Raw genomic sequence first — 25,474 nt, forward strand, 5'->3', positions numbered from 1 at the left:
GAGGGCATCATGCAGAATCCGCAGACCGTTCCCGATTACCTGATTCAATCCGACGCGGTGCGCGAGCGCTTCGCGCGGCTGAAAACCCGCGACGTGATTCTCGACGTGCGCCATGTCGGCAAGCGTTTCGCGACGCCGCAGGGCGAGTGCGTCGCGCTCGACGACATCAGCTTCCGCACGCACCGGCGCGAGTTCGTGTGCGTGATCGGCCCGTCCGGCTGCGGCAAGTCGACGTTGATCCGCATCCTGGCCGGGCTCGACGCGCAGACGAGCGGCGAGGTGCTGCTGGACGGCAAGCCCGTGCAGGGGCCGGGCGCCGACCGCGGGATGGTGTTCCAGGGCTATACGCTGTTTCCGTGGCTCACCGTGAAGAAGAACGTGATGTTCGGCCTGCGCATGAACGGCAGCAGCAGCGGCGAGGCCGAGCGCGAGGCGCTGCAGTGGCTCGATCTCGTCGGGCTGACGCGTTTCGCCGACGTGTATCCGCACCAGTTGTCGGGCGGGATGAAGCAGCGCGTGGCGATTGCCCGCGCGCTCGCGAACCGCCCGCGGATCCTGCTGATGGACGAGCCGTTCGGCGCGCTCGACGCGCAGACGCGTGCGCGGATGCAGACCCACCTGCTCGACATCTGGCGCAATATCGACGTGACGATCCTGTTCATCACGCACGACCTCGACGAGGCGATCTTCCTGGCGGACCGGATTCTGGTGCTGAAGGCGAACCCGGGCGGCGTGCAGGAGCTGATCGAGGTGCCGGTGCCACGGCCGCGCGATTATGCGCAGGTCAATACGCCCGAGTTCATTGCAACGAAGGCGCGGCTCGAAGCGCTGATCCATCCGAAGGAAGCGGTGGCCGCGGACGACGAAGGCGTCAAGCCGCACATGATCCGGATGACGGACGTCGCGGACAATGTCGAGTAGCGCGGGGGCCGGGTGCGCGCCCGATTTCGCCGTGCTCGACCGCGGCGGGGTGATCGACGGCACGTCCCGTGTCGATCGGCCTGGCGCCGCCTTCTTCCCGGAACATGCTCGACCGTGCGTCCGGCAATCGCTCGAAAAGCGGGTTGCACGGCTACGGCCGGAACGAATTCGTGCGGTGGCAGGCCGGCGTGCTCACCCGAGCGCGCCGCGCCCGTCGCGGGCCGGATTCCCCGCATTTGCCGCCCGCTGATCCAATCCGGAATTTGTCTAGTCATCCTTGCGATTGGATCGTACGAGATGCACCAAACGCGTGCCTGAATTCCCCACGACGACGCACGTCAGAGCCCCGAAATTAGGGGATTTCCCGCGTTTAGCCGGTTTTTTTTGATCGCTGCTTGTCGCGCTGTTTTTCTTCTTGCATGCTTGTATAGACAAATTCCTGAGGCGGCTTGCTGCAGCACCGAAGGGATGACGAACCTCAACGCAAGGAGAAATCTCGTGAACGGCAAGCGGATCAAGTGGGCAATCAGGACGATCGGTGTCATCGCGGCCGCCGCGGCAACGCTCGCGGCGCCGGCGCAGGCGAAGGAATGGAAGACGGTGACGGTCGCGCTCGAAGGCGGCTACGCACCGTGGAACCTCACGCTGCCGGGCGGCAAGCTGGGCGGTTTCGAACCGGAGCTGCTCGCCAACGTGTGCGAGCGGATCAAGGTGCAGTGCAACATGGTCGCGCAGGACTGGGACGGGATGATTCCCGGCCTGCAGGCCGGCAAGTTCGATATCCTGATGGATGCGATTTCCATCACGCCGGAGCGCGAAAAGATCCTGCTGTTCTCGCGTCCGTATGCGGCGACGCCCGCGACGTTCGCCGTCACCGACACCAAGATCCTGCCGAAGGCCGCGCCCGGCGCGCCGATGGTCAAGCTGACGGGTGACGCGAACGCGGACAAGCCCACCGTCGACGCGCTGCGCAAGCAGCTGAAGGGCAAGACGATCGGCATCCAGTCGGGCACCGTCTATACGAAATTCATCAACGACAGCTTCAAGGACATCGCGTCGATTCGCGTGTACAAGACTTCGCCCGAACGCGACCTCGACCTCGTCGCCGGGCGCATCGATGCGTCGTTCGACGACGTCACGTACTACGCGGCGAACAACACGAAGAAGGACACCGCGTCGATCGTGCTCGCGGGGCCGAAGCTCGGCGGGCCGATCTGGGGGCCGGGCGAAGGGCTCGCGTTCCGCAAGCAGGATGCCGACCTGAAGACGAAGTTCGATACGGCGATCGGCGCGGCACTCGCGGACGGCACGGTGAAGAAGCTGGCCGACAAGTGGTTCAAGACCGACGTCACGCCGTAAGCACGCCGCCGCCGCGCGAGCGACTCGAACGACTCGAACGACGCGCGGCGGCAGGCATCCTGCCGATTCACTCAACGCTTGCCGGGAGGCACGCATGGCGATTCTCGAAATGCTCGGCTTCGGAACCGAAGGCTGGGGCGGTGTGCTGCTGCTCGCCGCACTGATGACGGTCGCGCTGACGCTCGCCGCGCTCGCGGTCGGCGCGGTGATCGGCGCGGCGATCGCGGCGGCGAAGCTGTCGCGCTACCGCAGCGCCCGCCTGCTCGGCGACCTGTACACGACGGTATTTCGCGGCGTGCCCGAACTGCTCGTCATCTATCTGTTCTACTTCGGCGGTTCGACGCTCGTCACGGCCGTCGGCCAGTGGTTCGGCGCGGAAGGCTTCATCGGCGTGCCGCCGTTCGTGATCGGTGCGCTCGCGGTCGGCATGATCTCGGGCGCCTACCAGGCGGAGGTGTATCGCGCGGCGGTGCTCGCGGTGTCGAAGGGCGAGCTCGAAGCGGCGCGCGCGATCGGCATGCCGCGCAGCATGGTGCTGCGGCGCATCCTGGTTCCGCAGGTGCTGCGCTTCGCGCTGCCCGGGATCGGCAACGTGTGGCAGCTGAGCCTCAAGGACTCGGCACTGATCTCGGTCACCGGGCTCGCCGAGCTGTTGCGCACGAGCCAGATCGCCGCCAATTCGACCCACCAGTACTTCGTGTTCTTCGTCGCGGGCGGGGCGTTGTATCTGCTGATGACGGGCGTGTCGAACCGCGTGTTCAACCGGGCGGAAGCGATCGTCGGCCGGTCGTTCCGACGCAATTTCGCGCGCAACTGACGGAGAACGTGCATGTCCCTCGATTTCGCTTTTCTCTTCGATACGCTGCGCCAGCTGCTCGCGGCCGTACCGACCACGCTCGGCCTGTTCTTCGCATCGCTCGTGCTCGGCGGCCTGCTGTCGCTCGTGATCGTCACGATGCGCGTGTCGCCGCGCTGGCTGCCGAACCGCTTCGCGCGTGCCTACATCCTCGTGTTTCGCGGCTCGCCGCTGCTGATCCAGATGTTCCTCGTGTATTACGGGCTCGGCCAGTTCGGCGTGATCCGCGAAAGCTTCATGTGGCCGCTGCTGCGCGAGCCATACGTCTGCGCGGTGCTGTCGCTCGCGCTGTGCACGGCGGGCTACACGGCCGAGATCCTGCGCGGCGGGCTGATGGCCGTGCCGGTCGGGCAGATCGAGGCCGGTTATTCGATCGGCCTGTCGGGCTTCGCGCTGCTGCGGCGCGTGATCGGCCCGATCGCGTTACGCCAGTGCCTGCCCGCGTATTCGACCGAAGCGGTGCTGCTCGTCAAGTCGACCGCGCTGGCCAGCCTCGTCACGGTATGGGAAGTGACGGGCGTCGCGCAGCAGATCATCCAGCAAACCTATCGGACGACCGAGGTGTTCGTCTGCGCCGCCGTGATCTATCTGGGCCTGAACTTCATCGTCGTGCGCCTGCTCGGCGCGCTCGAATGGCGGCTCTCGGGGCACCTGCGTGCGCCGAAGCCATCCGGTGCGCCCGCCGCGGCGAACCGCAATGCCCAGCGCGTCGCATCCTGAGCGCGCCATTCCTTCCAGGAGAATCCGATGAACACCGCTGCTCCCGTTGCGCTGTCGGTCAAGAACATCCACAAGTCGTTCGGCGACCATCATGTGCTGAAGGGCATTTCGCTCGACGCGCATGAGGGCGACGTCATCTCGATCCTCGGCGCGAGCGGCTCGGGCAAGAGCACGTTCCTGCGCTGCCTGAACCTGCTCGAGACACCCGACGACGGCTCCGTCGCGCTCGCCGGGGAAACGCTCGCGATGAAGCGCGCGCGCGACGGCAAGCTGCATCCGAGCGACCGGCGCCAGGTCGACCGGATCCGCTCCCAGCTCGGCATGGTCTTTCAGAACTTCAACCTGTGGTCCCACATGACGGTGCTCGACAACCTCGTCGAGGGGCCGCTGCGCGTGCAAAAGCGCAGCCGCGCCGAAGCGGTCGAGGAGGCCGAGGCGCTGCTGGCGCGCGTCGGTCTCGCCGACAAGCGCGGCTACTATCCGGCGCACCTGTCGGGCGGCCAGCAGCAGCGCGTCGCGATCGCCCGCGCGCTCGCGATGCATCCGAAAGTGATGCTGTTCGACGAACCGACGTCCGCGCTCGATCCGGAGCTGGTCGGCGAAGTGCTGCGCGTGATGCGCTCGCTGGCGGAAGAGGGGCGCACGATGCTGGTCGTCACGCATGAAATGGGCTTCGCGCGGCACGTGTCGAATCGTGTGCTGTTCCTGCATCAGGGCGAAGTCGACTCGGACGGCACGCCCGACGACCTGTTCGGCGGCCAGTGCTCCGAGCGCTTCCGGCAATTCGTGTCGAGCCACCACGACCGCACCACCAACTGAGGCTGCCATGACCGTATTCCGTGCGGCCCGGCCGCTCGACTGGCGACAGGTTGCGGCGGTGGCGGCCGGCGAGCCGCTGGCGCTGGCCGACGAGGCACGCGCGCGTGTCGTTGCCGCGCGCGAACTCGTCGACGAGATCGTCGCGCGCGGGATTCGCGCTTACGGCGTCAATACCGGCGTGGGCGCGCTGTGCGACGTGATCGTGTCGCCGGCACAGCAGAGCACGCTGTCGCGCAACATCCTGATGAGTCACGCGGTCGGCGTCGGCATGCCGCTCGGCGCGGCCGAAACGCGCGCGATCATCGCGGCCGCGATCAACAATTTCGCGCACGGGCATTCGGGCGTCCATGCCGACGTCGTCGACCAGCTCGTCGCGCTGCTCGAGCACGATTGCCTGCCGGAGGTGCCGGCGCACGGCTCGGTCGGCTATCTGACCCACATGGCGCACGTCGCGCTCGTCTGCATCGGGCACGGCCATGCGCGCCACCGCGGCGAACGCATCGGCGGCGCCGAGGCGCTGCGCCGCATCGGCCGCGAACCGCTCGTGCTCGGTGCGAAGGAAGGGTTGAGCCTGGTCAACGGCACGCCGTGCGTCACGGGGCTCGCCGCGCTCGCGCTGGCCCGCGCGGAACGGCTGCTCGATTGGGCCGACTGGATCGCGGCGGCGAGCTTCGAGAATCTCGGCGGGCAACTCGCCGCGTTCGACCCGGCCTCGCTCGCGTTGCGGATCTCGCCCGGCATCGGGCACGTCGGCGCGCGCTTGCGGACGATGCTGGCCGACAGCCCGATGCTCGCCGCGGCGAGCGGGCGGCATACGCAGGATCCGCTGAGCCTGCGCACGATTCCGCACGTGCACGGCGCGGCGCGCGACGTGTTCGCGGTCACGGCGGACGTCGTCGATCGCGAACTCGCGTCCGTCACCGACAATCCGATCGTCGCCGGTACGCGCGATGCGCCGGCCGTTCATTCGCAGGCGCATGCGGTCGGCGCGGGCATCGCGCTGGCGATGGACAGCCTCGCGGCCGCGATGGCGCAGGTGGCGGCCATCGCCGAGCGGCGGCTGGACCGTCTCGTCAATCCGCTCGTGAGCGGCCTGCCGGCGTTTCTCGCGGCGCCGGGCGGCACGTGTTCGGGCTTCATGATCGCGCAATACACGGCGGTCGCGCTGGTCGCGCAGAATCAGCGGCTCGCGGCGCCGGCGAGCCTCGACGGCGGCATTACGTCGGGGCTGCAGGAAGATCACCTGTGTCATGCGACGCCGGCCGCGCTGAAGGCGCTCGACATCATCGAGAACGCGACGCGCGTGCTCGCGATCGAGCTGCTCGCCGCCGCGCAGGCATACGACTTGCAAGCGAACGAAACCGGGCGGGCCGCGTCGACCGACGCGCTGTGGCGGCACGTGCGCGAACGCGTTCCGGCGTATCGCGACGACCGGCCGCTCGCGGACGACATCGCGATCGCGGCCGGCATCGTCGCGGGGGCGCCGCCGCCGTTGCAGTGACGACCGGCGACGACCGGCGACGACGGGCGGATCATCCATTATTCATTCGGTCGAGGGTGCATGAACGAGACGGAGCGACAACTTTCCGCACGGCCGGCGAGGGCATCGGGCGAGGCCGTGCCGGCGCGCACACTGCCGGCCTATCAACAGATCAAGCGCTACGTCGTCGAGCGGATCGCGAAGGGCGACTGGAAACCCGGCGGCGCGATCCCGACCGAGGCCGAGCTGGTCAAGGAATTCGGCGTGGCCCGGATGACGGTGTCGCGCGCGCTGCGCGAACTGACGAACGAACGCGTGCTGACCCGCATCCAGGGCGCCGGCACGTTCGTCGAGCGCCGGCATTACGAATCGACGGTCCTGGAGATCCGCAACATCGCGGACGAGATTGCGGAACGCGGTCATCGGCACAGCGCGCGCGTCGTGCTGATCGAGCGCAGCGTCGACCCGGACGCGATCGATGCGCTCGGGCTGCGCTCGGGGCCGGTGTTTCATTCGCGCATCGTGCATTTCGAGGAAGACGAGCCGATCCAGTTCGAGGATCGCTACGTCAATCCGGCGTTGTTTCCCGACTACCTGGAGCAGGATTTCACGATCGAGACGCCGAACCACTACATGGTGCGGCTCGCGCCGATCCAGCGCGCCGAGTTCCGGATCTATGCGGAGAAACCCAATGCGCAGGTGCGCCGGCATCTCGTGATGGAAATCGGCGAGCCGTGCCTGGTGTTGAAGCGCCGCACCTGGGTCGGCGAGCACGTCGCGACGTCGGTCAGGCTGTGGCATCCGGCGTCGCGGTTTCACCTGGCGGGGAAGATGTAGGGACGCGGCGAGCGGCGCGGATCGAGCCGAGGCAATCGGCATGGATGTCCTGCGCGTCGGCGAATGATGCGGCCGCTGACTCGACCCGGCGCGTGACAATCGCGAAGAGCGCCCATCGAACCGTTCGTTCCTTCGCCCGTCGGCATGCGTACGCACATTCACCGACCTGAATACCGGCAGCGAGTGGCGCATAATGTTTCGAGGTCGACCCTTGGCTGGAAGAGGGTTTTATGCGCTGCACAATTTGCGGATCGGAGAATCCTCCCGGTGCGGGGTTCTGCCAGGAATGTGGCGCCGTGCTGTCCCGCACCTGCCCGCAGTGCGGGCATGACGCAGCGCCGGCCGCCCGCTTCTGCAGCCATTGCGGAGCGCCGCTGGCGACACCTGCCGCCGCGGCGCCATCGTCCCGACCGCCGGCTCAAGCGCCGTCGCCCACCCCGATTCATTACACGCCCGATCATCTGGCCGAGCGCATCCGTGCCGAACACGCGGCGATGGAAGCGCGCGGCGAGCCCGCCGGCGAGCGCAAGACCGTTACCGCGCTGTTTGCCGACATGGCCGGGTCGACCGCGCTGATCCACGACCTCGATCCCGAAGTGGCGCATCGCCTGATCGTGCCGGTGGTCGAGCTGATGATGGAGGCGGTCCACTACTACGAAGGGTACGTCGCCAAATCGCTCGGCGACGGTATCCTCGCGCTGTTCGGCGCGCCGATCGCCCACGAGGACCACGCGCAGCGCGCGCTCTTCGCCGCATTGCGCATGCAGCAGGCGATGCGCCAGCACGGCGACCGGATTCGGCTTCAGGAAGGCATTCCTCTGCAGATTCGCGTCGGCGTGCATACGGGCGAGGTCGTCGTCCGTTCGATCCGCACCGACGACTTGCACACCGAATACGACCCGCTCGGGCATACGATCCACATCGCATCGCGGATCGAGGGCATCGCCGCGCCCACGTCGATTCTCGTCAGCGAATCCACCCACAAGCTGGCCGAAGGCTATTTCGAGTTCAAGGCGCTCGGGGCCACGCAACTCAAGGGCATTCCCGCGCCGCTATGCGTCTACGAAGTGCTGGGGCTGGGTGCGTTGCGCACGCGCCTGCAGCTGGCGGCGCACCGTGGTCTCGCGCGGTTCGTCGGGCGCGAAACGGAACTGGAACACCTGAACCGGGCCCTGGAGACCATGCGGGCCGGGCACGGGCGCGTGGTCGGCGTGGTGGGCGAGGCCGGCGTCGGCAAGTCTCGTCTGTTCCACGAGTTCAAGGAGCGTTCACGGCGCGGCGCGCTGGTGCTGGAGACGTTTTCGGTATCGCACGGCAAGGCGTTTTCCAATTTGCCGCTGATCGAGCTCCTGAAGAACTATTTCCAGATCACGCCGCAGGACGACGAGCGGCGCTGCCGGGAAAAGGTCATCGGCAAGGCGCTCGCGCTGGAGCGCGGTTTCGAGGACCTCGTGCCGTACGTCCTCTATCTGCTCGGCATCGGCGAGGGCGGCTCGGTGCTGGTCGAGATGGACCCGCAGATCCGGCGCGAGCGCACCTTCGACGCGATCAGGCAGCTGCTCGTGCGCGAGAGCCAGAATCAGCCGGTTCATTTGCTGTTCGAGGATCTGCAATGGCTGGACCGTGAAACGGAAGCATTCCTAAGTTATCTGATCGACCATGTGCCGGACGCACGCATCCTGCTGTTGGTGAACTACCGGCCCGAGTATCGGCCGGCGTGGGCCGGCGCGGTTCATTGCAGCAGGATCCGGCTCGAGCCGCTCGGCCCGTCCGATGCGCAGGGGCTGCTCACGGCGCTGCTCGGCGAGGATCGCACGCTCGTGCCGCTGAAGCAGCTCATTCTGGAGAAGACGGAGGGCAATCCGTTCTTCATGGAGGAAGTGGTGCAGACGCTCGTCGAAGAGAAGTCGCTGCTCGGCGAGGCCGGGCGCTATCGCATCGTGGAGACGCCGGCGACGCTGCATATTCCGACCACCGTGCAGGGCGTGCTGGCGGCCCGGATCGATCGGCTTCCCGTCGAGGAAAAGGAACTGCTGCAGGCGCTTGCCGTGATCGGCCACGAGTTTCCGTTCAGCCTGATCCGGCGCATCTGCGGCGAGGTGGCGGCGCGGGACGACGAACTGCGTCGCCTGCTCGCGCATCTGGAAGCCGCGGAGTTCATCTACGAGCGGCCCGCCTTTCCCGAGGTCAATTATTCGTTCAAGCACGCGCTGACCCAGGAAGTGGCCGGGCGCTCGTTGCTCACGGAGCGGCGCACCGCGCTGCACGAGCGTACCGCGCAGGCGATCGAGGTGCTGTTCCCGACGCGCATCGCCGATTACTGCAGCGAACTAGCGCATCACTACGGTCAGAGCGGCAACATTCCGAAGGCGGTCGAATACCTGCATCGTGCGGCCCAGCAGGCGCTGCGCCATGCGGCTCATCACGATGCGATGAATCACCTCGGCGCGGCGCTTGCGTTGCTGAAGGGCTTGCCGGACACACCGATGCGCGCGCATTGGGAGCTGACGCTGCTGCTGTCCCTCGGGCCGGTCCTGATGGATGTGCGCGGGTATGGCGCGACGGAGGTGGGCGCCACCTATACGCGCGCGCTCGAGTTGTGCGAGCGCACGGGCGAGGTATCGCAACGCTTCGCGACGCAGCTGGGATTGCGGATGCACCACGTGGTGCGCGGCGAGTATGCGCTCGCGACCGACCTGGGCCGGCAGATGCTCGGTACGGCCCGCGATGCGAACGACCCCGGCTTTCTCATCGAGGCCCATAGCGCGCTGGGTTCGTGCTTCTTCCTGCAGGGCGATTTCACGGCCGCCCGCACCCACCTGGAACAGGCGATCGCGATCTACGATCCGGAGCAGCATCAGGCCCACGTGTTCGCGCACGGGGTCGATCCGGGCATCCGGGCGCTCAGTTTCCTGGTGTTGACCCTGTGGATCCAGGGGTATCCCGACCAGGCGCTCAGGCGCAGCGTCGAAGCGCTGGCGCTCGCCCGGCACCTTTCCTATGGGCCGTCCCTGGCGTTCAGCCTGACCTACACGGCACACCTGCATCAGCTGCGGCGCGAGCCGACGCTTGCCGCCGAGCGCGCGGAAGCGGTCATTGCCGTATCGACCGAGCACGGCTTGCCGTACTGGCTCGCATGGGGGACGCTCCTGCGGGGCTGGGCGATGAGCGCGCAAGGCAACATCCGGGACGGCATCGCGCAGATGCGGCTGGGCCTCGATGCGCAGCGGGCCGCCGGCGGCGAAGACCAGCGGCCCTATTCCCTCGCGCTGCTCGCCGACAGTTACTGGCGCGCGGGCGACCGGCGGGCAGCGCTGGACCTGCTGAAAGAGGCGACGACGCTCGTCGAGCAAACCGGTGAGCACTGCTTCGAGGCCGAGCTGTACCGGCTCACGGGCGTCTATCTGGCCGGCGGGGCGAGCGAGCAGGAGGCCGTTGCGGCGAGCGACGAAGGGGCTGTCGCGGCGCGCGACGACAGGGCCGCAGGCTGCTTTCACCGGGCGATCGAGCGCGCGCGCCGCCAGGGTGCCCGTGCGCTGGAATTGCGGGCGGCGTCGGACCTTGCGCGGCTGTTGCAGCGGCAGGGGAAAACCGTGGAGGCGAGGCGAGCGCTGTCCGAGGTGCTCGCCTGCTTCACGGAAGGTTTCGATACAAGCGACCTGCGCGACGCGAAAGCGCTGCTTGATGCATTGGACGCGCGCGCAGGATGAATGGAACGACGGCGCACGGCGACGGATCGCGTGACGACGTGCGCTCGATGACCTGCCGCTGCTCCGCCTGCGCGGAGCGCCGAGGAGACGGGCATGGCAACCACGCACGCAAGACGCGGCAACGATGGCCCGCGCAAACCGATTGCGCTCGCGCTGCAGGGCGGCGGAATGCACGGCGCCTTCACCTGGGGCGTGCTCGACCGCATGCTCGAAGACGGCCGGCTCGACATCGAAGGCGTCAGTGCAACCAGCGCCGGCGCGATGAACGCCGCGGTACTCGCCTACGGGCTGCACAAGGGCGGCGCAGACGGCGCGCGTCAGGCACTGCACGACTTCTGGCACGCGGTCGCGCAATCGGCGGAGCGCTACAACCCGCTGCGCTGGATGCCCTGGCTGAAGGGCACGCACAGCTTCGGGCTCGATCATTCGCCGCTGTATGCGTTCGCCGACATGATGCTGCGGGTCTTTTCACCCTATCAGTTCAATCCGAACAACCTGAATCCGCTGCGCGAGGTGCTCGAAAGCCAGGTCGATTTCGACGCGCTGCGCAAGCACTGTCCGATCCGGCTGTACGTGTGCGCGACCAACGTCGAGACGGGGAAGATCCGCCTGTTCACCGGAGCGGACCTCAGTGCCGACGCGGTGCTGGCATCGGCATGCGTGCCGACCCTGTTCCAGGCGGTCTCGATCGACGGCGAGTACTACTGGGATGGCGGGTACATGGGCAATCCGGCCATCTATCCGCTCATCTACAACTGCGCGACGCGCGACGTCGTGATCGTGCACATCAATCCGCTCGTGCGTCGCGGCGTGCCGATCACCGCCGCGGAAATCCTCAACCGAATCAGCGAGATCAGTTTCAATTCGTCGCTGATGCGCGAGATGCGGGCGATCGCGTTCGTCACCGACTTGATCCAGCAAGGCACGATACAACGCGGCGAGATGAAGGAAATGCTGATTCATTCCATTCGCGCCGACGATGCGCTGTCCGCGCTGAGCGTATCGAGCAAGTACAACGCGGATTGGACATTTCTGAGCGAACTGCATGACCACGGGCGACGCGAGGCGGATGCGTGGCTCGCGCATCACTACGGAAACATCGGGCAGCGCTCGAGCATCGACATCCGCAGGGAATTTCTCTGAGCGCATTGCAGTCATGTCGGCATGGGGCGATTCCGCGCGGACGCCCCGGTCCAAGGAGCGAACGTGAACCGGATGCAGGCGCGGTTCGTCGCGTTGTGGTCGTGCAGCGGCGGGACCCATGCCGAGGAGGTCTATCGCAGGCTCGCGCAATGCTATGCGGAGCCGGTGCGCCATTACCATACGCTCGTGCATGTACGGCGATGTTTGCGTCATCTCGACCTGGCGCGCGACGCGATTCCCGCGCCGGACGCCGTCGAACTCGCGCTCTGGTTCCATGACGTGATCTTCGTGCCCGGCGCGAAGGACAACGAGCAGCGTAGCGCGGACTGGTTCCGGCACCAGGCCGGGGGGCGAATCCGCGCGTGCGACCCCGTCTGCGCGATGATCCTCGCGACGACCCACGCGGGCATTGCCGCGCAACCGGATACCCGCTTCGCGTGCGACATCGACCTGGCCGCGCTCGGCGCTTCCCGCAGCCGGTTTCGCGAAGACGGCCGGCGTTTGCGGGCAGAGCGTCCCGATCTCGACGACCGGGCCTACGATTTTCATGAGCGGACCATTCTGCGCGGGCTGCTCGTGCGTCCGCGCATCTATCTGACGGAATTCTTCTACGTGCGCTGCGAGAGGCAAGCGCGCAGGAACCTGAGCTGGCGGCTGGGGTTGCCGGTTCCGGAACCGGAGTGACGACCCGCCGCGCCGACGCGATGATCGATCGAAGCGGTGCCCGGGCGCCAGGGCAACCTGACCCGACAGGCCCGCCACGCGTGCGTCGCGCGCCTAGGGAACCGGTGCGCGCCCGCCGGTCGGGACCGCGTTGCGGCGAACGGCGGCCCTCGGGCACTCTAGAATTGGCATGTAACGTATTGCAGTGGCCTGGCCCGGACAATGTTCCAGGTGTCGTTTCGATATCGCTTTGCCAGGCGATCTGCTCATTCCAACGGATACCAACATGCGCATCCCGCCGCTCAAGGCAATCATCGCGTTCGAAAGTGTCGCCCGGACCCAAAGCGTCAATCGTGCCGCGGAAGAACTGGGCCTGACCGCGTCCGCCGTGAGTCACCAGCTCAGCAATCTCGAATCGCAGATCGGCCAGCCGCTGTTCCAGCGATCGGGGCGCGGGCTCGTCCTCACGCCGACCGGCGAGCGCTATCTGGCGGACGTCACCGGCTCGCTGGCCGACCTGAGCCGCGCCACCGAGCGCGCGTCGAGCCGCGCCGAGGTCGATATCCTGCGCGTGCATTCGAGCCCGAGCTTCGGGCTGATGTGGCTGTTGCCGCGGCTGTCGTCGTTTCAGGAAGCGAACGGCGATATCCAGCTGAACCTGGCGTGCTCTTACGAAAACGTGTCGTTCTCGAACGGCTTCTACGATATCGACGTCCGCCACGGCTACGGCAACTGGGACAACCTCGAGGTGAAGACGATGCGCGGCGAGTTCATCGCGCCGCTCGCGTCGCCGCAGTACCTCGAACGGCATCCGGTGAACGCGCCGGAAGACCTCCTCGCGCATCGGCTGATCTATTCCGAAACGCCGCTCGTGCAGTGGAAGCAGTGGTTCGGCCGGGCCGGCGTATCGCTCGCGGCCCGCAAGACCTTCGACTTTTCGTTCGACCGGTCGTACATGTCGCTCGAAACCGCCGCGCTCGGCCTCGGCATCGCGCTCGAAAGCCTGATGCTCGCGTCGGTGAAGATTCGCGAAGGCGCGCTGGTGCCCGTGTTCGACGAGACACATGCGGTGGAAGTCGGTGCGCATCATCTCGTTTACCCGCGGCAGAACGCGGAACTGCCTCGCGTGAAACGCTTCCTTGCGTGGATCGAGCGGGAGGTCGCGGCGCAGCGCCGCGCGAACTGAGCGTCGCGCGTCCGGGCCGCGTGCAATATTGCGTTGCAGCACGCCGGAACGGCCCGCGCGGCGTCATCTGAAATTTTCTCAACCATGCCTGAGCGTTTCCGCGTTGATGCGGGTGTCCGGCGAGCCGACACTCTGCACACACATCAACACAGGAGACGAACGATGTTGCTCGACCAGAAGACCATCATCGTGACCGGTGCCGCATCGCCGCGCGGTATCGGCAAGGCCACGGCCCGCGCACTGGCCGCCCAGGGCGCGCGCGTGGCGATCCTCGATCTGCGTCGCGAAGACGCGGAGGCCGCCGCCGCCGACCTTGGCCCCGGCCACCTCGGCCTGGCCTGCGACGTGACCGATCGCGACGCGTGCGTGGCCGCGGCTCGCGCGACGCTGGCGCGTTATGGCCGTATCGACGGCCTCGTGAACAACGCCGGCATCACGCAGCCGGTGCGCACGCTGGACATTTCCGGGCGCGACTTCGATGCGATCGTCGACGTGAACCTGCGCGGCACGCTGTACATGTCGCAGGCGGTGCTGCCGGCGATGAAGGAGCAGCGCGGCGGCAGCATCGTGTGCATGTCGTCGGTGTCCGCGCAGCGCGGCGGCGGCATCTTCGGCGGCCCGCACTACAGCGCCGCGAAGGCCGGCGTGCTCGGCCTCGCGAAGGCGATGGCGCGCGAATTCGGGGCCGACCGTATCCGCATCAATTCGATCACGCCGGGCCTGATCCAGACCGACATCACCGGCGACAAGCTGACGCCCGACGTGCGCGAGGAGATCGTCAAGGGCATTCCGCTCGGCCGCCTCGGCGATGCCGCCGATGTCGCCAATGCGTGCCTGTTCCTGCTGAGCGACCTGTCGAGCTACCTGACGGGCATCACGCTGGACGTCAACGGCGGAATGCTGATTCACTGAGAACGGCGCCGCGACACGCGCGGCGCCGACCATCATGCACCCGGGACAACCCGGGGCCATGGCAGGAGACAAAGATGAGAGCAAAGTACCCCGCCTCGCCGGTTCAGGGCGAGCTGCTGCAACGGGACGATGCGCAGACGTTCGAAGCGGCGACCTATGCGAAGGTCGCGCGCCGGCTGATCCCGTTCCTGATGTTGTGCTATCTCGGTGCGTATCTCGACCGCGTCAACGTCGGCTTCGCGAAACTGCAGATGCTCAACGACCTGCGTTTCAGCGAGACCGTGTACGGGATGGGCGCAGGCATTTTCTTTCTCGGCTACTTTCTGTTCGAAGTACCGAGCAACCTGATCCTGCATCGCGTCGGCGCGCGCCGCTGGCTCGCGCGCATCATGCTGACGTGGGCCGTTATTTCTGCGAGCTTCGTGTTCGTGAAGTCGCCCGCCGCGTTCTACGTGCTGCGGTTCCTGCTCGGCGTCGCCGAAGCGGGCTTCGCGCCGGGCGTGATCCTGTACCTCACCTACTGGTTCCCGTCGGCACGTCGTGCCAAGGCACTGTCGTTGTTCTTCATGGCGATTCCGCTGGCAGGGATCATTGGCGGCCCGCTGTCGGGCGCGATCATGCATGCGCTGCACGGCGCGATGTCGATGGCGGGCTGGAAGTGGCTGTTCCTGCTCGAAGCGTTGCCTTCGTTCGTGCTGGGCTTTGCGATCCTGCTGTATCTCGATGACGGCATTGCCGGCGCGAAATGGCTGACCGATGCCGAAAAAGCCTTGCTGGCGCGCAACGTGTCGGCCGACGCCGAGCACACGACCGCCCACCTGTCGATTCGTGCGTTCGTCGCCGACCGCCGCCTGTGGCTGATGGCCGCGATCTACTTCTGCGTCGTGCTCGGCCAGTACGGCCTCACGTTCTGGCTGCCCACGATCATTCGCAAGGCCGGCGTCGCCGATCCGCTGTGGGTCGGCCTGTTCACCGCGATTCCGTATGCGTGCGCGATCGTCGCGCTGCCGCTGATCGGCATGAGCGCGGATCGCCGCCGCGAGCGCCGCTTCCATCTCGCGGTGCCGATGCTGATCGCGGCGGCGGGCTTCGCGACGTTGCCGATGCTCGGCAGCGTCGGCGCGTCGATCGTGTGCCTGAGCATTGCGTCCGCCGGCATCCTCGCGTCGTCGTCGCAGTTCTGGTCGCTGCCCACGGCGCTGCTCGGCGGGATGTCGGCGGCGGCGGGCATCGCCGCGGTCAACTGCTTTGCCAATCTCGCGGGCTTCTTCTCGCCTGCGATCGTCGGCTGGCTGAACGACCTGACCGGCAAGTCCACCGCCGGACTCCTCTTCATCTCCGTCGCGATTACGCTCGGCGCGCTGCTGGTGTTCCTCGTGCCGCGCTCCGTCAATCGCTGATCACCGCCGATTCGACCTGCATGCCTTCCGATCCAATACTGGAGCCAACGATGGATACCGAAACCATTCATGAAGCGGTCACGCTCGCCGAGCGCGCGTACCGCATCCGCAGAAACGCCGTGCTGATGGGCGAAGTCCAGGGGCAGGGTTATGTCGGCCAGGCGCTCGACATTGCCGACGTGCTCGCCGTCGCGTACTTCGGCGCGATGCGCTATCGCCCCGACGATCCCGAGTGGGAAGGGCGCGACCGCTTCCTGCTGTCGAACGGCCACTATGCGATCGCGCTGTACGCGGCGCTGTTCGAAGCCGGCATCCTGCCGGCCGAGGAGCTCGAAACCTACGGCAGCGACGACAGCCGTTTGCCGATGTCCGGGATGGCGAGCTACACGCCCGGCATGGAGATGTCCGGCGGTTCGCTCGGCCAGGGCCTCACGATCGCGGTCGGCCGTTGTCTCGGGCTCAAGCGCAACGGCTCGGACGCATTCGTCTATACGCTCTTTTCGGATGGCGAGCTTGACGAAGGCGCGATCTGGGAAGGGCTGATGTCGGCCGCGCACTGGAAGCTCGACAACCTGATCGCGATCGTCGACGTGAACAACCAGCAGGCCGATGGCCCGTCGACGCAAGTCATGGCGTTCGAGCCTCTGGTCGACAAGCTCGAAGCATTCGGCTGGTATACGCAGCGAGTCGACGGCAACGATATCGACGCGGTAAAGCTTGCGTTCGACAACGCGCGCCGACATGACAGGCCGCAGCCGCGGATCATCGTCTGCGACACGAAGATGGGGTGCGGCGTGCCGTTCCTCGAAGCACGCGAGAAGAGCCATTTCATCCGCGTCGATGCGCACGAGTGGAAGCTCGCGCTCGACGCACTCGAAGCAGGGAGACACGCATGAGCACCGTCGAAAACAAGCCGCGCCTGAAGACTTCTGCGATGATCGCGTCCATCGCGGCCGACGGGCAGGCGACCCGCGCCGCGCCGTTCGGCCATGCGCTCGCGAAGCTCGCGCGCACGAACGGCAACGTGATCGGCATGACGGCCGATCTCGGCAAGTACACCGACCTGCACATTTTCGCGAAGGAATTTCCCGAGCGTTACTACCAGATGGGCATGGCCGAGCAGCTGCTGATGGGCGCCGCCGCCGGCTTCGCGCACGAAGGCGCGCAGCCGTTCGTCACGACCTATGCGGTATTCGCGACGCGCCGCGCGTACGACTTCATCCATCAGGCGATCGCCGAGGACAATCTCGACGTGAAGCTGGTGTGTGCATTGCCGGGCCTCACGACCGGTTACGGGCCGAGCCATCAGGCGGCCGAGGATCTGGCGCTGATGCGCGCGATGCCGAACATGACCGTGATCGATCCGTGCGACGCGCTGGACATCGAGCAGATGGTGCCGGCGATTGCCGCGCACAAGGGGCCGGTGTACGCGCGCCTGCTGCGCGGCAACGTGCCGGCCGTGCTCGACGAATACGATTACCGTTTCGAACTCGGCAAGGCGAAACTGCTGCGCGACGGCAACGACGTGCTGCTGATCTCGTCCGGGATCATGACGATGCGTTCGCTCGAGGTCGCGAAGGCGCTTGAAGCCGACCGCATCGATGCAGCCGTGCTGCACGTCCCGACGATCAAGCCGCTCGATGTGGCGACCATCGTTCGGGAGGCGTCGCGCAAGGGGCGCATGGTGATCGTCGCCGAGAACCATACGGTGATCGGTGGGCTCGGCGAAGCGGTGGCGACTGCCCTGCTTGCGGCCGGCGTTGCCGTACCGTTCCGGCAGATCGCGCTGCCCGATGCGTACCTCGCCGCGGGCGCGTTGCCGACGCTGCACGACCGTTACGGGATCTCGGCCGGCGCGATGCGGACCAATATCAGGACGTGGCTCGGTTGATCGTTTCAAAGCACCGCGGCCCGCTCGGCGGGGGAGGCATTCCCTCCGCAAGCCGGGCGGGCCGGCTTCAGGGTAGCGTACCTGGCGCCCGGCCATGCGCGGCCGGCGGCCGACCCGTCGGCAACGCCGCCGGCACGGCGCCCGGATCGCGCATGCGCGTCACTCGAACGTGACGAACTGGGCAGACGACCACACCTTGCTGTCGTTGCGCTGCCGCCCGAAGAAATAGACGGGGTGGAATCCGAACGACGCATTTTCCGCCGCGACTTCGATGCTGCCCGCGAGATCGGCGGGCAGCACTTGGTCCGTCAACCGTTCGACCGCGACGAACAACTCGGTGCCGCCCAGCGCATGCGTGGCCGTTCCTTGCGCGAGCAGGTCCGCGCCGCTGATCTCGAAGCGGAACGTCGGCGCGTGCACGAACGGATTGCGCTGCAGCGGATCGCCGACCTTCGCGAAGCTGTCGATCGTGCCTTCGACCACGATCGTCGCGTCGGCGAGATTGCCGATGTCGAGCTCGATGCTGTCCGCATCACCATAGGTGTCGCTGCGGAACTCGACATCGGTCGCGCCGGTACGCCATGCCGACTCCTCGACATGCTCGAAGCCGTTCGAGCCGAAGCGGTGGATCGTGCCGTTGACGACGCGGATCCGGCCGCGCCACGCGGCCCAGCGATAGCGGTCCCGGATGCGGGCGCCGCCCCAGCGCACGCGGATCAGGCGATCCGCGTAGCCGAGTTCCGCATGCAGGTTGCGTTCCCACACCCGTCCTTCGTGGTCGTACGCGGCCACGTATTCCCATCCGGACTGGCCGAGCAGCCGGTAGTCGAGCCGCGCCGGCCCGCGATGCGCGAACGCATCGCCTTGCCAGTGATCGCCGCAACGCACGAGCAGCGCACTGTGCTCGCCGGTGGTCGCCCATGTGCGGCGCGCGCGCAGCGCCTCGCCGACGTGCTTGCGATCGAGCACGTCGGCGAGCACACCCGTCAGCCCGCCGTGCACACCGAACACCTGCACGCCGGGCGCGCCGCCACCCGGCCGGCCGCGATGTTCATCGCCGCTGGCCGCGACGCCGAGCCGGTAGCCGCGTGCGATCACGTCCTGGTACAGCCAGCCGAAGTGCCCCCACGACGACGCGATCTCGACCAGCCGTTCGAGCTCGGGATGATGCCAGTCGGGAATGTAGCGGCGGCCGCCCACGTGCGGCATCACCAGATGCTGCGCGGCAGCGTCGGCATACGCATCCCACAGTTCCTCGACGGGCCAGCGGCCGAGCTCGACCGCATGACCTTTCATGTCCTCGTTCCAGACCAGCGTACGGTTGTGTTCGCCGCGCGCGTTGTACGGAAAATCCGGCCGCGCGTCGCCGAGGAACACCACGTTATGGTCGCCGCCCGCGGTCGAGCTGCCGCACCATTCCTGCACCGGATACACGACGAAGCGGCCCGACTCGTTGAAGCGCTCGACCGCGTCGACGCCGAGCTGCCAGTTCTCGTCGGTGATCTGGAAATCGTTCGCGGTATAGCCGAGCACGTCGATGCCGCCGATGTCGCGCGCGTAGCGTGCGTTGTACTCGGGGCTGTTGGTGCCGACCGTGTCGTGTGCATGCACATGGAGATCCGCATATAGCGCGCGCGATACCGGCAACGACGCGTCGAGCGTCAGCCACGCTTCGGCCGCACGCACGTCCGGCCGCGCGGGCACGTCGGCCACGATGCGCAGCGTGCCGGCGTCGACCGGCAGGTCGTCGACCGCGCAACTCGCGAATCCCGCCTCGGGCAGCGCATGTTCGCGCCGGTAGACGGCTTCGCCTTGCGCGTCATATGCAACGACGCGCGCGGTGCCGCCGACGTCGCGACACGCATTGCCCCAGCGATCCTGCAGCGACAGCCGGAATGGCGCGCGGGTGCCCGGCCGTACGAAGCGCGGGCCGTTCAGCAGCACGTCGGACGGCGCGCCGGCGCGGATGTCGATCGAGACGTCGCCGGGCACCGCGACGAAACGCGACGTGCCCAACGGATCGACGTAGAGCCGGAACCGGAAGTTGTCCTCGGCGAAGGTCTGCACGCGCGTGCCGGGGCCGCGACGGCGATCGCCGAGACGGATCACGATCCGGTCGCCGGCGTTCACGTAGCCGTCGACGACGTCGACGATCACCGCCTTCTGGAACGGCCGCTCGTGCCCTTTCTGGTCGAAGCGCACGTTCAGCGCCTGCACGGTGGCCGGGCTCTGTCCCGGCACGAGCGGCGCCGCATGGTATTCGGCGCTGATGTAGTTCGCCGCGCCCGGGTCGCTCGTCTGGAACAGCGCCCAGTCGGAATAGAACTTGAAGGTGGCCTTCAGCCAGCCGCCGTCGGCGATGCCGGACGAGCCGACCTCGTAGTCGAGCACGATCTCGCTCCACTCGCCGGCTTCGAGGCGCGTGACGTTGCAATGCACGCGCCCGGCGAACGGCAGGCGCTTGTGGCGTTCGTACAGGCCCGCGGGTGCGACGTGCGGGCCCAGGCGGTCGCGCAGCGCGGCGGCGCGGGCTGCGACGGAATCGGGGACGTCCGTAGATTCGTTCATGAGGAATACAAAATGATGTCGTTGGAAAGCGATGCGCTTCAATGCGCGAACGGCCAGGGCGCGCTCGCGTCCCAGACGGGGATGCCCATGTATGCGTACCACGGCGCGATCACGCAGAGGCCATAGACGATCGCGATCAGCACCGATACCGCGCCGACCTTCGCGTAGTCGGCCGTCGAGAACGCGCCGCTGCTGTACGCGATGACGCCGGCGGTGATCTGCGTGGGCAGCAGATACGCGAAGCTGTCGGTATCGCTGACGAGCATCGTGAACGCGACCGGATGCAGCCCGAGGCGCGGCGCCAGCGCGAGCGCGATCGGCGCGATCATCGTGACGGCCGCGACGTTGGACAGCATGCCGATGCGGATCACGTGCGTGCCGAGCATCACGATCGCGATCGCGAGCCACCAGCCGTGCCCGCGCGCGGCGACGTAGATGTGATCGGCGGCCCAGTTCGCGAGCCCGGACGCACTGATCGCCGACGACAGCGACAGCGCACCGGCCAGCAGGAACAGCGTGCCCCAGATCGTCCGCTGCTCGACCTCGGCCCAGCCGAAGCGCAGCACGCCGGGTGCGAACAACAGCGCCAGCGCGATCAGCGCGACGATTTCCGACGGCAGGTGATGGAGCGGCTCGGTCGCCCACAGCACGGCGACGGCCGCGAACAGCGCGAGCACGGCCCAGTCGTTGCGGGCGGCGGGCGGTTGCGTACGGCGCATCGCCGCGATCGCGCCGGGGCCGCCGGGAAGCGCGACGGCGCGCGAGCGGAAATGGAACTGCACCCAGCCCTGCGTGATCGCGAACATCCCGAGATACGGCCACTGCAGCTTCAGCCACGTCAGGTAAGAGATCCGGATGCCGAGCTGCTTCTCGAGCAGGCCGGACACGACCATGTTCGGCAGATGCGCGGTGAGGATGCACATGCCGCTGATCATCGCGCCGTACACGAGCGTCTGGATCACGATCGCCTTGCGCGCGGCGCGCTCGCGCGGCGATTCGCCGAACAGCCGGACGATGCCGTTGGTGACCGGCAGCAGCGTGGCGGCACGCGCGTTCGCGGCCGGCACGACGAGCGCCATCACGCAGTTCCCGGCGAACATTGCCCAGATCACGCCGTTGGCCGTGCGCACCTTCAGGCGATCGAGCAGCAGCAGGGCGATGCGCCGGTCGAGCCCGCTCGCCTGCATGATCGCGGAGAACAGGAACGCGGCGAGGCACAGGAACACGACGGGCGCGGCGAAGCCGCTGGCCGCCTTCGGAAACGACGGGCTCGCATGCGACAGCACGAGCAGCATCGGCAGCAGGATGCCGCTCACGCCGACGGGAATCGCCTCGGTGATCCAGACGATCGCGACCCACGCGACGACCGCGAGCGTCGCCCGGCCTTCGGCGGAAAGATGCGCGGGCGCGGGCAACCACCAGGCGATCGCGAAGAACGCCAGCCACGCGGCGGCAAAGCCGATCGCGGCACGCCGCTGCGCGCCGCGCGATCGTCCCGCCGCGTGCGGATCGGTGCGTGGCGCCGTGGCTGGTTCGGCCCGTGTCGGCCGGCTGCCCTGCACGCCATCGAGCGGCGGCGTGCCGATTGCGTTTTCAGTCACTGGTATGCTCCCCGGGGCATCGGGACCCCGAATCGCGGCCCCGACCGTCTGTCGAGATGTGATAATACGTATTAATACAAGTTGAGCATTCCAATTGCTTTTCATATCGATATCGGGAAACGCGCATAGCGCGAACCCAGCACGACGAGGAAGGATCGATGACGCTGGTGCGTGACGACACGACATCGCTTTACGAGCAGCTTGCGACGACGCTGCGCGACGAGATCGAGCGCGGTGTGTACGAGCCGACCGGCAAGCTGCCGTCCGAGGCGCAGTTGAGCGAGCGTTTTCAGGTGAGCCGCGTGACCGTCAGGCTCGCGCTCGATCGGCTGAGCGACGCGCGCATCGTCGAGCGCAAGCAGGGCAAAGGGACGTTCGCCGCGAAGCAGCGGCTGCGGCATCGACTCGATGTGCTGCGCGGGCTGCACGACTCGATCGCCGCGCAGGGCGCGCGGGCGCGGATGGAATTGCTGCGCATGGAAGCGTGCGACGTGCCGCCGGGCTTGCGGCACGCATTTGCCGCCGACGTCACGCGCTGCATCTATCTCGAACGCCTGCACTGGGTCGACGACGAACCCGTCGCGCTCGCGCAGACCTGCCTGCTGCCCGACGCCGGCGCCGTCACGTTCGAGCAGGCCGAGCGCATGTCGACCTACGAGGTGCTGGAGAGCCTGCTCGGCTGGCGAATCACGGATGCCGACATGTCGGTCACGGCCATGGCCGCGCCGGACGATATCGCGGCCCGGCTCAACGCCGACAAGCACGCGCCGCTGCTCGTGCTGCGGCGCACGTCGCGCCTCGCGGACGGCCGCACGTGCGAATCCACGGTGTTTCATATCCGTCCGGAACGGTTCGACCTCGTCGTGCGCAGTGGCGTGGAGGCGAAATTCGTCGGCTGAGCCCGCAATGGCGACGGCAGCGCACACGATCTGAAATTCCTGGCACAGCGTCGATCGGTATATCGCGCAATCAGATATCCATCGAAAAAATAACCATTTGGTACACGCTTGCGCGCGCTTTACAGTCTGGCCTCCTGCCGGCTGCAACGCCGGTCGTTTCGACGTTATTTCAGAAATGCGCCACATGAATCGTTTGATGCGTTCCAGGGTCCGCCGTGCCGCGGCCGCGCTGTTCGTACTCGGCCTCGTGCCGGCTTCCCATGCAGCCCAGCCGACGTTGCGCGTCGGCATCGACGCCGAGTCGTATCCGCCGTTCTTCTCGAAGGACGCGGCCGGCAAGTGGAAGGGCTGGGAAATCGACCTGCTCGATGCCGCGTGCGGCAAACTGAACGTGCGCTGCGAGCTCACCGACATTGCGTGGGACGGCCTGATTCCGGCGTTGCAGAACCGCAAGATCGACGTGATCTGGTCGTCGATGACGATTACCGGCGAACGGCAGAAGGCGATCGATTTCAGCCGTGCCTATTACGAGTCGCCGACGGTGTTCGTCGGCGCGAAAAGCGACCGGCGCCGCGTCGATTGCGCGGTGCCCGCGAGCTTCAAGGGCCGCGTGATCGGCGTCGAGGCCGGCACGAACTTCTCGGCGTTCCTCGACTCCCGCTTCAAGCCGGACGCGCAGATCAAGGCCTTCGACAAGTTCGACAACGCGCTCGCGGATCTGGTGTCCGGCCGGGTCGACTACGTGCAGGAAGGCAAGGGGCTGTTTACGGCATTCCTCGCGTCGCGCGACGGAAAGGACTTCGAGGTCAAGGCGACCTGCGCGGACAATCCGGTGCTGGGCCTCGGCATCGGCGCGGGCGTGCGCCAGGGCGATGCGCTGCGCGGCAAGCTGTCGACCGCGATCGCGCAACTGCAGCAGGACGGCACGTGGGATGCGATCACCGCCCGCTATCCGAACCTGAAGGGCACGATCGAGAAGGGCCGCTGACGCGATGGCCAAGGACGATTCGCTGCTCGCGTTGCTCGCATTCGGCGACGGCGGCTATGGCCGCGTGTTCGCGGGCGCGTTCGCGCTGACGTTCGGCGTCGCGGCAGCGTCGTTCGGCACCGGCGTGCTGCTCGGCATCGCCGGCGCGCTCGGCAAGCTGTCGCGCCACGCGCCGCTCGCGTGGCTCGCGCGGCTCTACACGACGCTGGTGCGCGCGCTGCCCGAGCTGTTGTGCCTGCTGCTCGCGTTCTATGCGCTCGCGCCCGCCGTCGAGGCCGCGCTGCACCGCGGCGGCCTCGCGCCCGACGGCTTCGCGTTCCCGCCGTTCCTCGTCGCGGCGCTGTCGCTCGGGTTCATCCAGGGTGCGTATCTGACCGACATCTTCCGCGCGGCGCTCGTCAACGTGCCGGCCGGGCAGATCGAAGCCGCGCATGCGTACGGGATGACGCCGTGGCAGACGTTCGCGCGCATCCGGCTTCCGGCCGCCGCGCGGCTCGCGTTGCCGGGCACGGGTAACGTGTGGCTGAACGCGACCAAGGATGCGTCTTTCATCAGCGTGCTCGGCTCGTTCACGGATCTGCTGAAGGCGAGCCAGCTCGCGGCCGGCGCGACGCGGCACTACGTATTCTTCTATCTCGTCACGGCCGCGCTGTTCCTGTTGCTGAGCATCGCGTCGACGGGACTCTTCGCGGCGCTCGAGCGCCACGCGAACCGTGGCACGAGGCGCGCAACCGCATGATCTTCTCGCTGCCATTCCTGCTCGACACGGTGATGCCGAAGCTGCTCGCCGCGGTGCCGACGACGCTCGCGCTGACGCTCGTGTCGGGCGCGGCCAGCGTGCTGCTGGGCGTGCCGCTCGCGCTCGCCGCCGGCGCGCGCCATGCGCCGCTGCGCTGGTCCGCACGCGGCTGGCTCATGCTGATTCGCGGCACGCCGCTGCTCGTCCAGCTCTATTTGCTTTACTACGGATTCGGGCAGATCGTGCCGCGCGAATGGATGCGCGACAGCTGGGCGTCGCCGCTGCTGCGCGACGCGTTCTGGTACGCGATCGTCGCGTTGAGCGTGAACGAGAGCGCGTATGTCGCGACGATCCTGCGCGGCGCGATCGCCGGCGTGCCGGCCGGCGAGATCGAAGCCGGGCACGCGTACGGCATGACGCGTGTGCAGGTGCTGCGCCGCATCGTCGGCCCGCGCGCGTGGCGGCTCGCGCTGCCCGCGCTCACCGGCGAGGCGATCCTGCTGCTGAAATCGACCGTCCTCGCGTCGACCGTGACGGTGTTCGACGTGATGGGAACGGCCAATACGCTGCGCTTCGAGACGTTGCGCGTGTACGAGCCGCTGGTCGGCGCGGCGGTCGTCTATGTCGTGCTGGTCGCGCTGCTCACCATTCCGGCCGCTCGTCTCGAGCGGCATGTCAATCGCCACCTGACGCGCACCCCCGACGCTCGCGTCCCCGTACGCCGCCGCCGCGCGTCGCCGGACGCGTGGGCGGCCCCCAACTGATTCCTGGTAACGAACCTG

21 protein-coding genes are annotated in these 25,474 nt (G+C 67.4%); 19 read left to right on the forward strand and 2 right to left on the reverse strand.

All coding sequences use genetic code 11. From position 1 onward, the window contains the following. Positions 1-9: 9 nt before the first annotated feature. The 15 genes from U4Z64_RS28915 (at position 10) to U4Z64_RS28985 (ending at position 17,897) form a co-directional block, all read left to right on the forward strand. Complete coding sequence (locus U4Z64_RS28915; protein WP_044848696.1) at positions 10-921, forward strand: ABC transporter ATP-binding protein; 912 nt, start codon at positions 10-12, stop codon at positions 919-921. A 498-nt stretch (positions 922-1,419) separates the two neighbouring features. Then, complete coding sequence (locus tag U4Z64_RS28920) at positions 1,420-2,280, forward strand: transporter substrate-binding domain-containing protein (protein ID WP_044845555.1); 861 nt, start codon at positions 1,420-1,422, stop codon at positions 2,278-2,280. Positions 2,281-2,374: 94 nt separating this feature from the next. Next, positions 2,375-3,097, forward strand: coding sequence for an ABC transporter permease (locus tag U4Z64_RS28925; RefSeq protein WP_044845491.1), 723 nt, complete (start codon positions 2,375-2,377; stop codon positions 3,095-3,097). A 12-nt stretch (positions 3,098-3,109) separates the two neighbouring features. Then, complete coding sequence (locus tag U4Z64_RS28930) at positions 3,110-3,856, forward strand: ABC transporter permease (protein WP_044845492.1); 747 nt, start codon at positions 3,110-3,112, stop codon at positions 3,854-3,856. 27 nt (positions 3,857-3,883) lie between these two features. Then, positions 3,884-4,675, forward strand: a complete 792-nt coding sequence (locus tag U4Z64_RS28935) for an ABC transporter ATP-binding protein (protein WP_044845493.1) — start codon at positions 3,884-3,886, stop codon at positions 4,673-4,675. A gap of 7 nt (positions 4,676-4,682) precedes the next feature. After that, positions 4,683-6,176, forward strand: a complete 1,494-nt coding sequence (locus U4Z64_RS28940) for an HAL/PAL/TAL family ammonia-lyase (protein ID WP_044845494.1) — start codon at positions 4,683-4,685, stop codon at positions 6,174-6,176. A gap of 60 nt (positions 6,177-6,236) precedes the next feature. Further along, positions 6,237-6,992, forward strand: coding sequence for a histidine utilization repressor (gene hutC, locus U4Z64_RS28945; RefSeq protein ID WP_321821758.1), 756 nt, complete (start codon positions 6,237-6,239; stop codon positions 6,990-6,992). 230 nt (positions 6,993-7,222) lie between these two features. Continuing rightward, entirely contained in the window at positions 7,223-10,702 is a 3,480-nt protein-coding gene (locus U4Z64_RS28950; protein ID WP_321821759.1) for an adenylate/guanylate cyclase domain-containing protein, read from the forward strand. A 93-nt stretch (positions 10,703-10,795) separates the two neighbouring features. After that, positions 10,796-11,845 (forward strand): patatin-like phospholipase family protein, encoded by a 1,050-nt coding sequence (locus U4Z64_RS28955; protein ID WP_321821760.1) that lies wholly within the window; start codon positions 10,796-10,798, stop codon positions 11,843-11,845. 21 nt (positions 11,846-11,866) lie between these two features. Continuing rightward, on the forward strand, positions 11,867-12,529 hold the full coding sequence (locus tag U4Z64_RS28960) for a hypothetical protein (protein ID WP_321821761.1): 663 nt from the start codon (positions 11,867-11,869) through the stop codon (positions 12,527-12,529). 265 nt (positions 12,530-12,794) lie between these two features. Then, positions 12,795-13,694 carry a LysR substrate-binding domain-containing protein gene (locus U4Z64_RS28965; protein WP_321821762.1) on the forward strand — a complete coding sequence of 300 codons (900 nt, stop codon included), beginning with the start codon at positions 12,795-12,797 and terminating at the stop codon, positions 13,692-13,694. A gap of 162 nt (positions 13,695-13,856) precedes the next feature. After that, positions 13,857-14,606, forward strand: a complete 750-nt coding sequence (locus U4Z64_RS28970) for a glucose 1-dehydrogenase (protein ID WP_321821763.1) — start codon at positions 13,857-13,859, stop codon at positions 14,604-14,606. A 74-nt stretch (positions 14,607-14,680) separates the two neighbouring features. Continuing rightward, positions 14,681-16,006 (forward strand): MFS transporter, encoded by a 1,326-nt coding sequence (locus U4Z64_RS28975; RefSeq protein ID WP_321821764.1) that lies wholly within the window; start codon positions 14,681-14,683, stop codon positions 16,004-16,006. 50 nt (positions 16,007-16,056) lie between these two features. After that, positions 16,057-16,902, forward strand: a complete 846-nt coding sequence (locus U4Z64_RS28980; protein WP_321821765.1) for a transketolase — start codon at positions 16,057-16,059, stop codon at positions 16,900-16,902. Next, complete coding sequence (locus U4Z64_RS28985; protein WP_321821766.1) at positions 16,899-17,897, forward strand: transketolase family protein; 999 nt, start codon at positions 16,899-16,901, stop codon at positions 17,895-17,897. The genes U4Z64_RS28980 and U4Z64_RS28985 overlap by 4 nt, the downstream gene beginning before the upstream one ends. 159 nt (positions 17,898-18,056) lie before the next feature. Here the strand turns inward: U4Z64_RS28985 and U4Z64_RS28990 are convergent, their stop codons facing one another. Continuing rightward, on the reverse strand, positions 18,057-20,465 hold the full coding sequence (locus U4Z64_RS28990; protein WP_321821767.1) for a hypothetical protein: 2,409 nt from the start codon (positions 20,463-20,465) through the stop codon (positions 18,057-18,059). Between the two features lie 38 nt (positions 20,466-20,503). Further along, positions 20,504-22,066, reverse strand: a complete 1,563-nt coding sequence (locus U4Z64_RS28995) for a DASS family sodium-coupled anion symporter (RefSeq protein WP_321821768.1) — start codon at positions 22,064-22,066, stop codon at positions 20,504-20,506. 158 nt (positions 22,067-22,224) lie between these two features. On the opposite strand from U4Z64_RS28995, the gene U4Z64_RS29000 reads away from it, so the two are divergent. The 4 genes from U4Z64_RS29000 (at position 22,225) to U4Z64_RS29015 (ending at position 25,456) form a co-directional block, all read left to right on the forward strand. After that, on the forward strand, positions 22,225-22,965 hold the full coding sequence (locus U4Z64_RS29000) for a GntR family transcriptional regulator (RefSeq protein WP_124522766.1): 741 nt from the start codon (positions 22,225-22,227) through the stop codon (positions 22,963-22,965). A gap of 184 nt (positions 22,966-23,149) precedes the next feature. Next, a complete protein-coding gene (locus tag U4Z64_RS29005; protein ID WP_059496937.1) occupies positions 23,150-23,953 on the forward strand; it encodes a transporter substrate-binding domain-containing protein in 804 nt (267 codons plus the stop codon). Between the two features lie 4 nt (positions 23,954-23,957). Then, positions 23,958-24,692 carry an ABC transporter permease gene (locus U4Z64_RS29010; RefSeq protein WP_321821769.1) on the forward strand — a complete coding sequence of 245 codons (735 nt, stop codon included), beginning with the start codon at positions 23,958-23,960 and terminating at the stop codon, positions 24,690-24,692. After that, positions 24,689-25,456, forward strand: coding sequence for an ABC transporter permease subunit (locus U4Z64_RS29015; protein WP_044848614.1), 768 nt, complete (start codon positions 24,689-24,691; stop codon positions 25,454-25,456). Before U4Z64_RS29010 ends, U4Z64_RS29015 begins: the two co-directional genes overlap by 4 nt. Positions 25,457-25,474 lie beyond the last annotated feature (18 nt).

This window comes from Burkholderia sp. BCC1996, assembly GCF_905339955.1.
Taxonomy (GTDB): Bacteria; Pseudomonadota; Gammaproteobacteria; order Burkholderiales; family Burkholderiaceae; genus Burkholderia.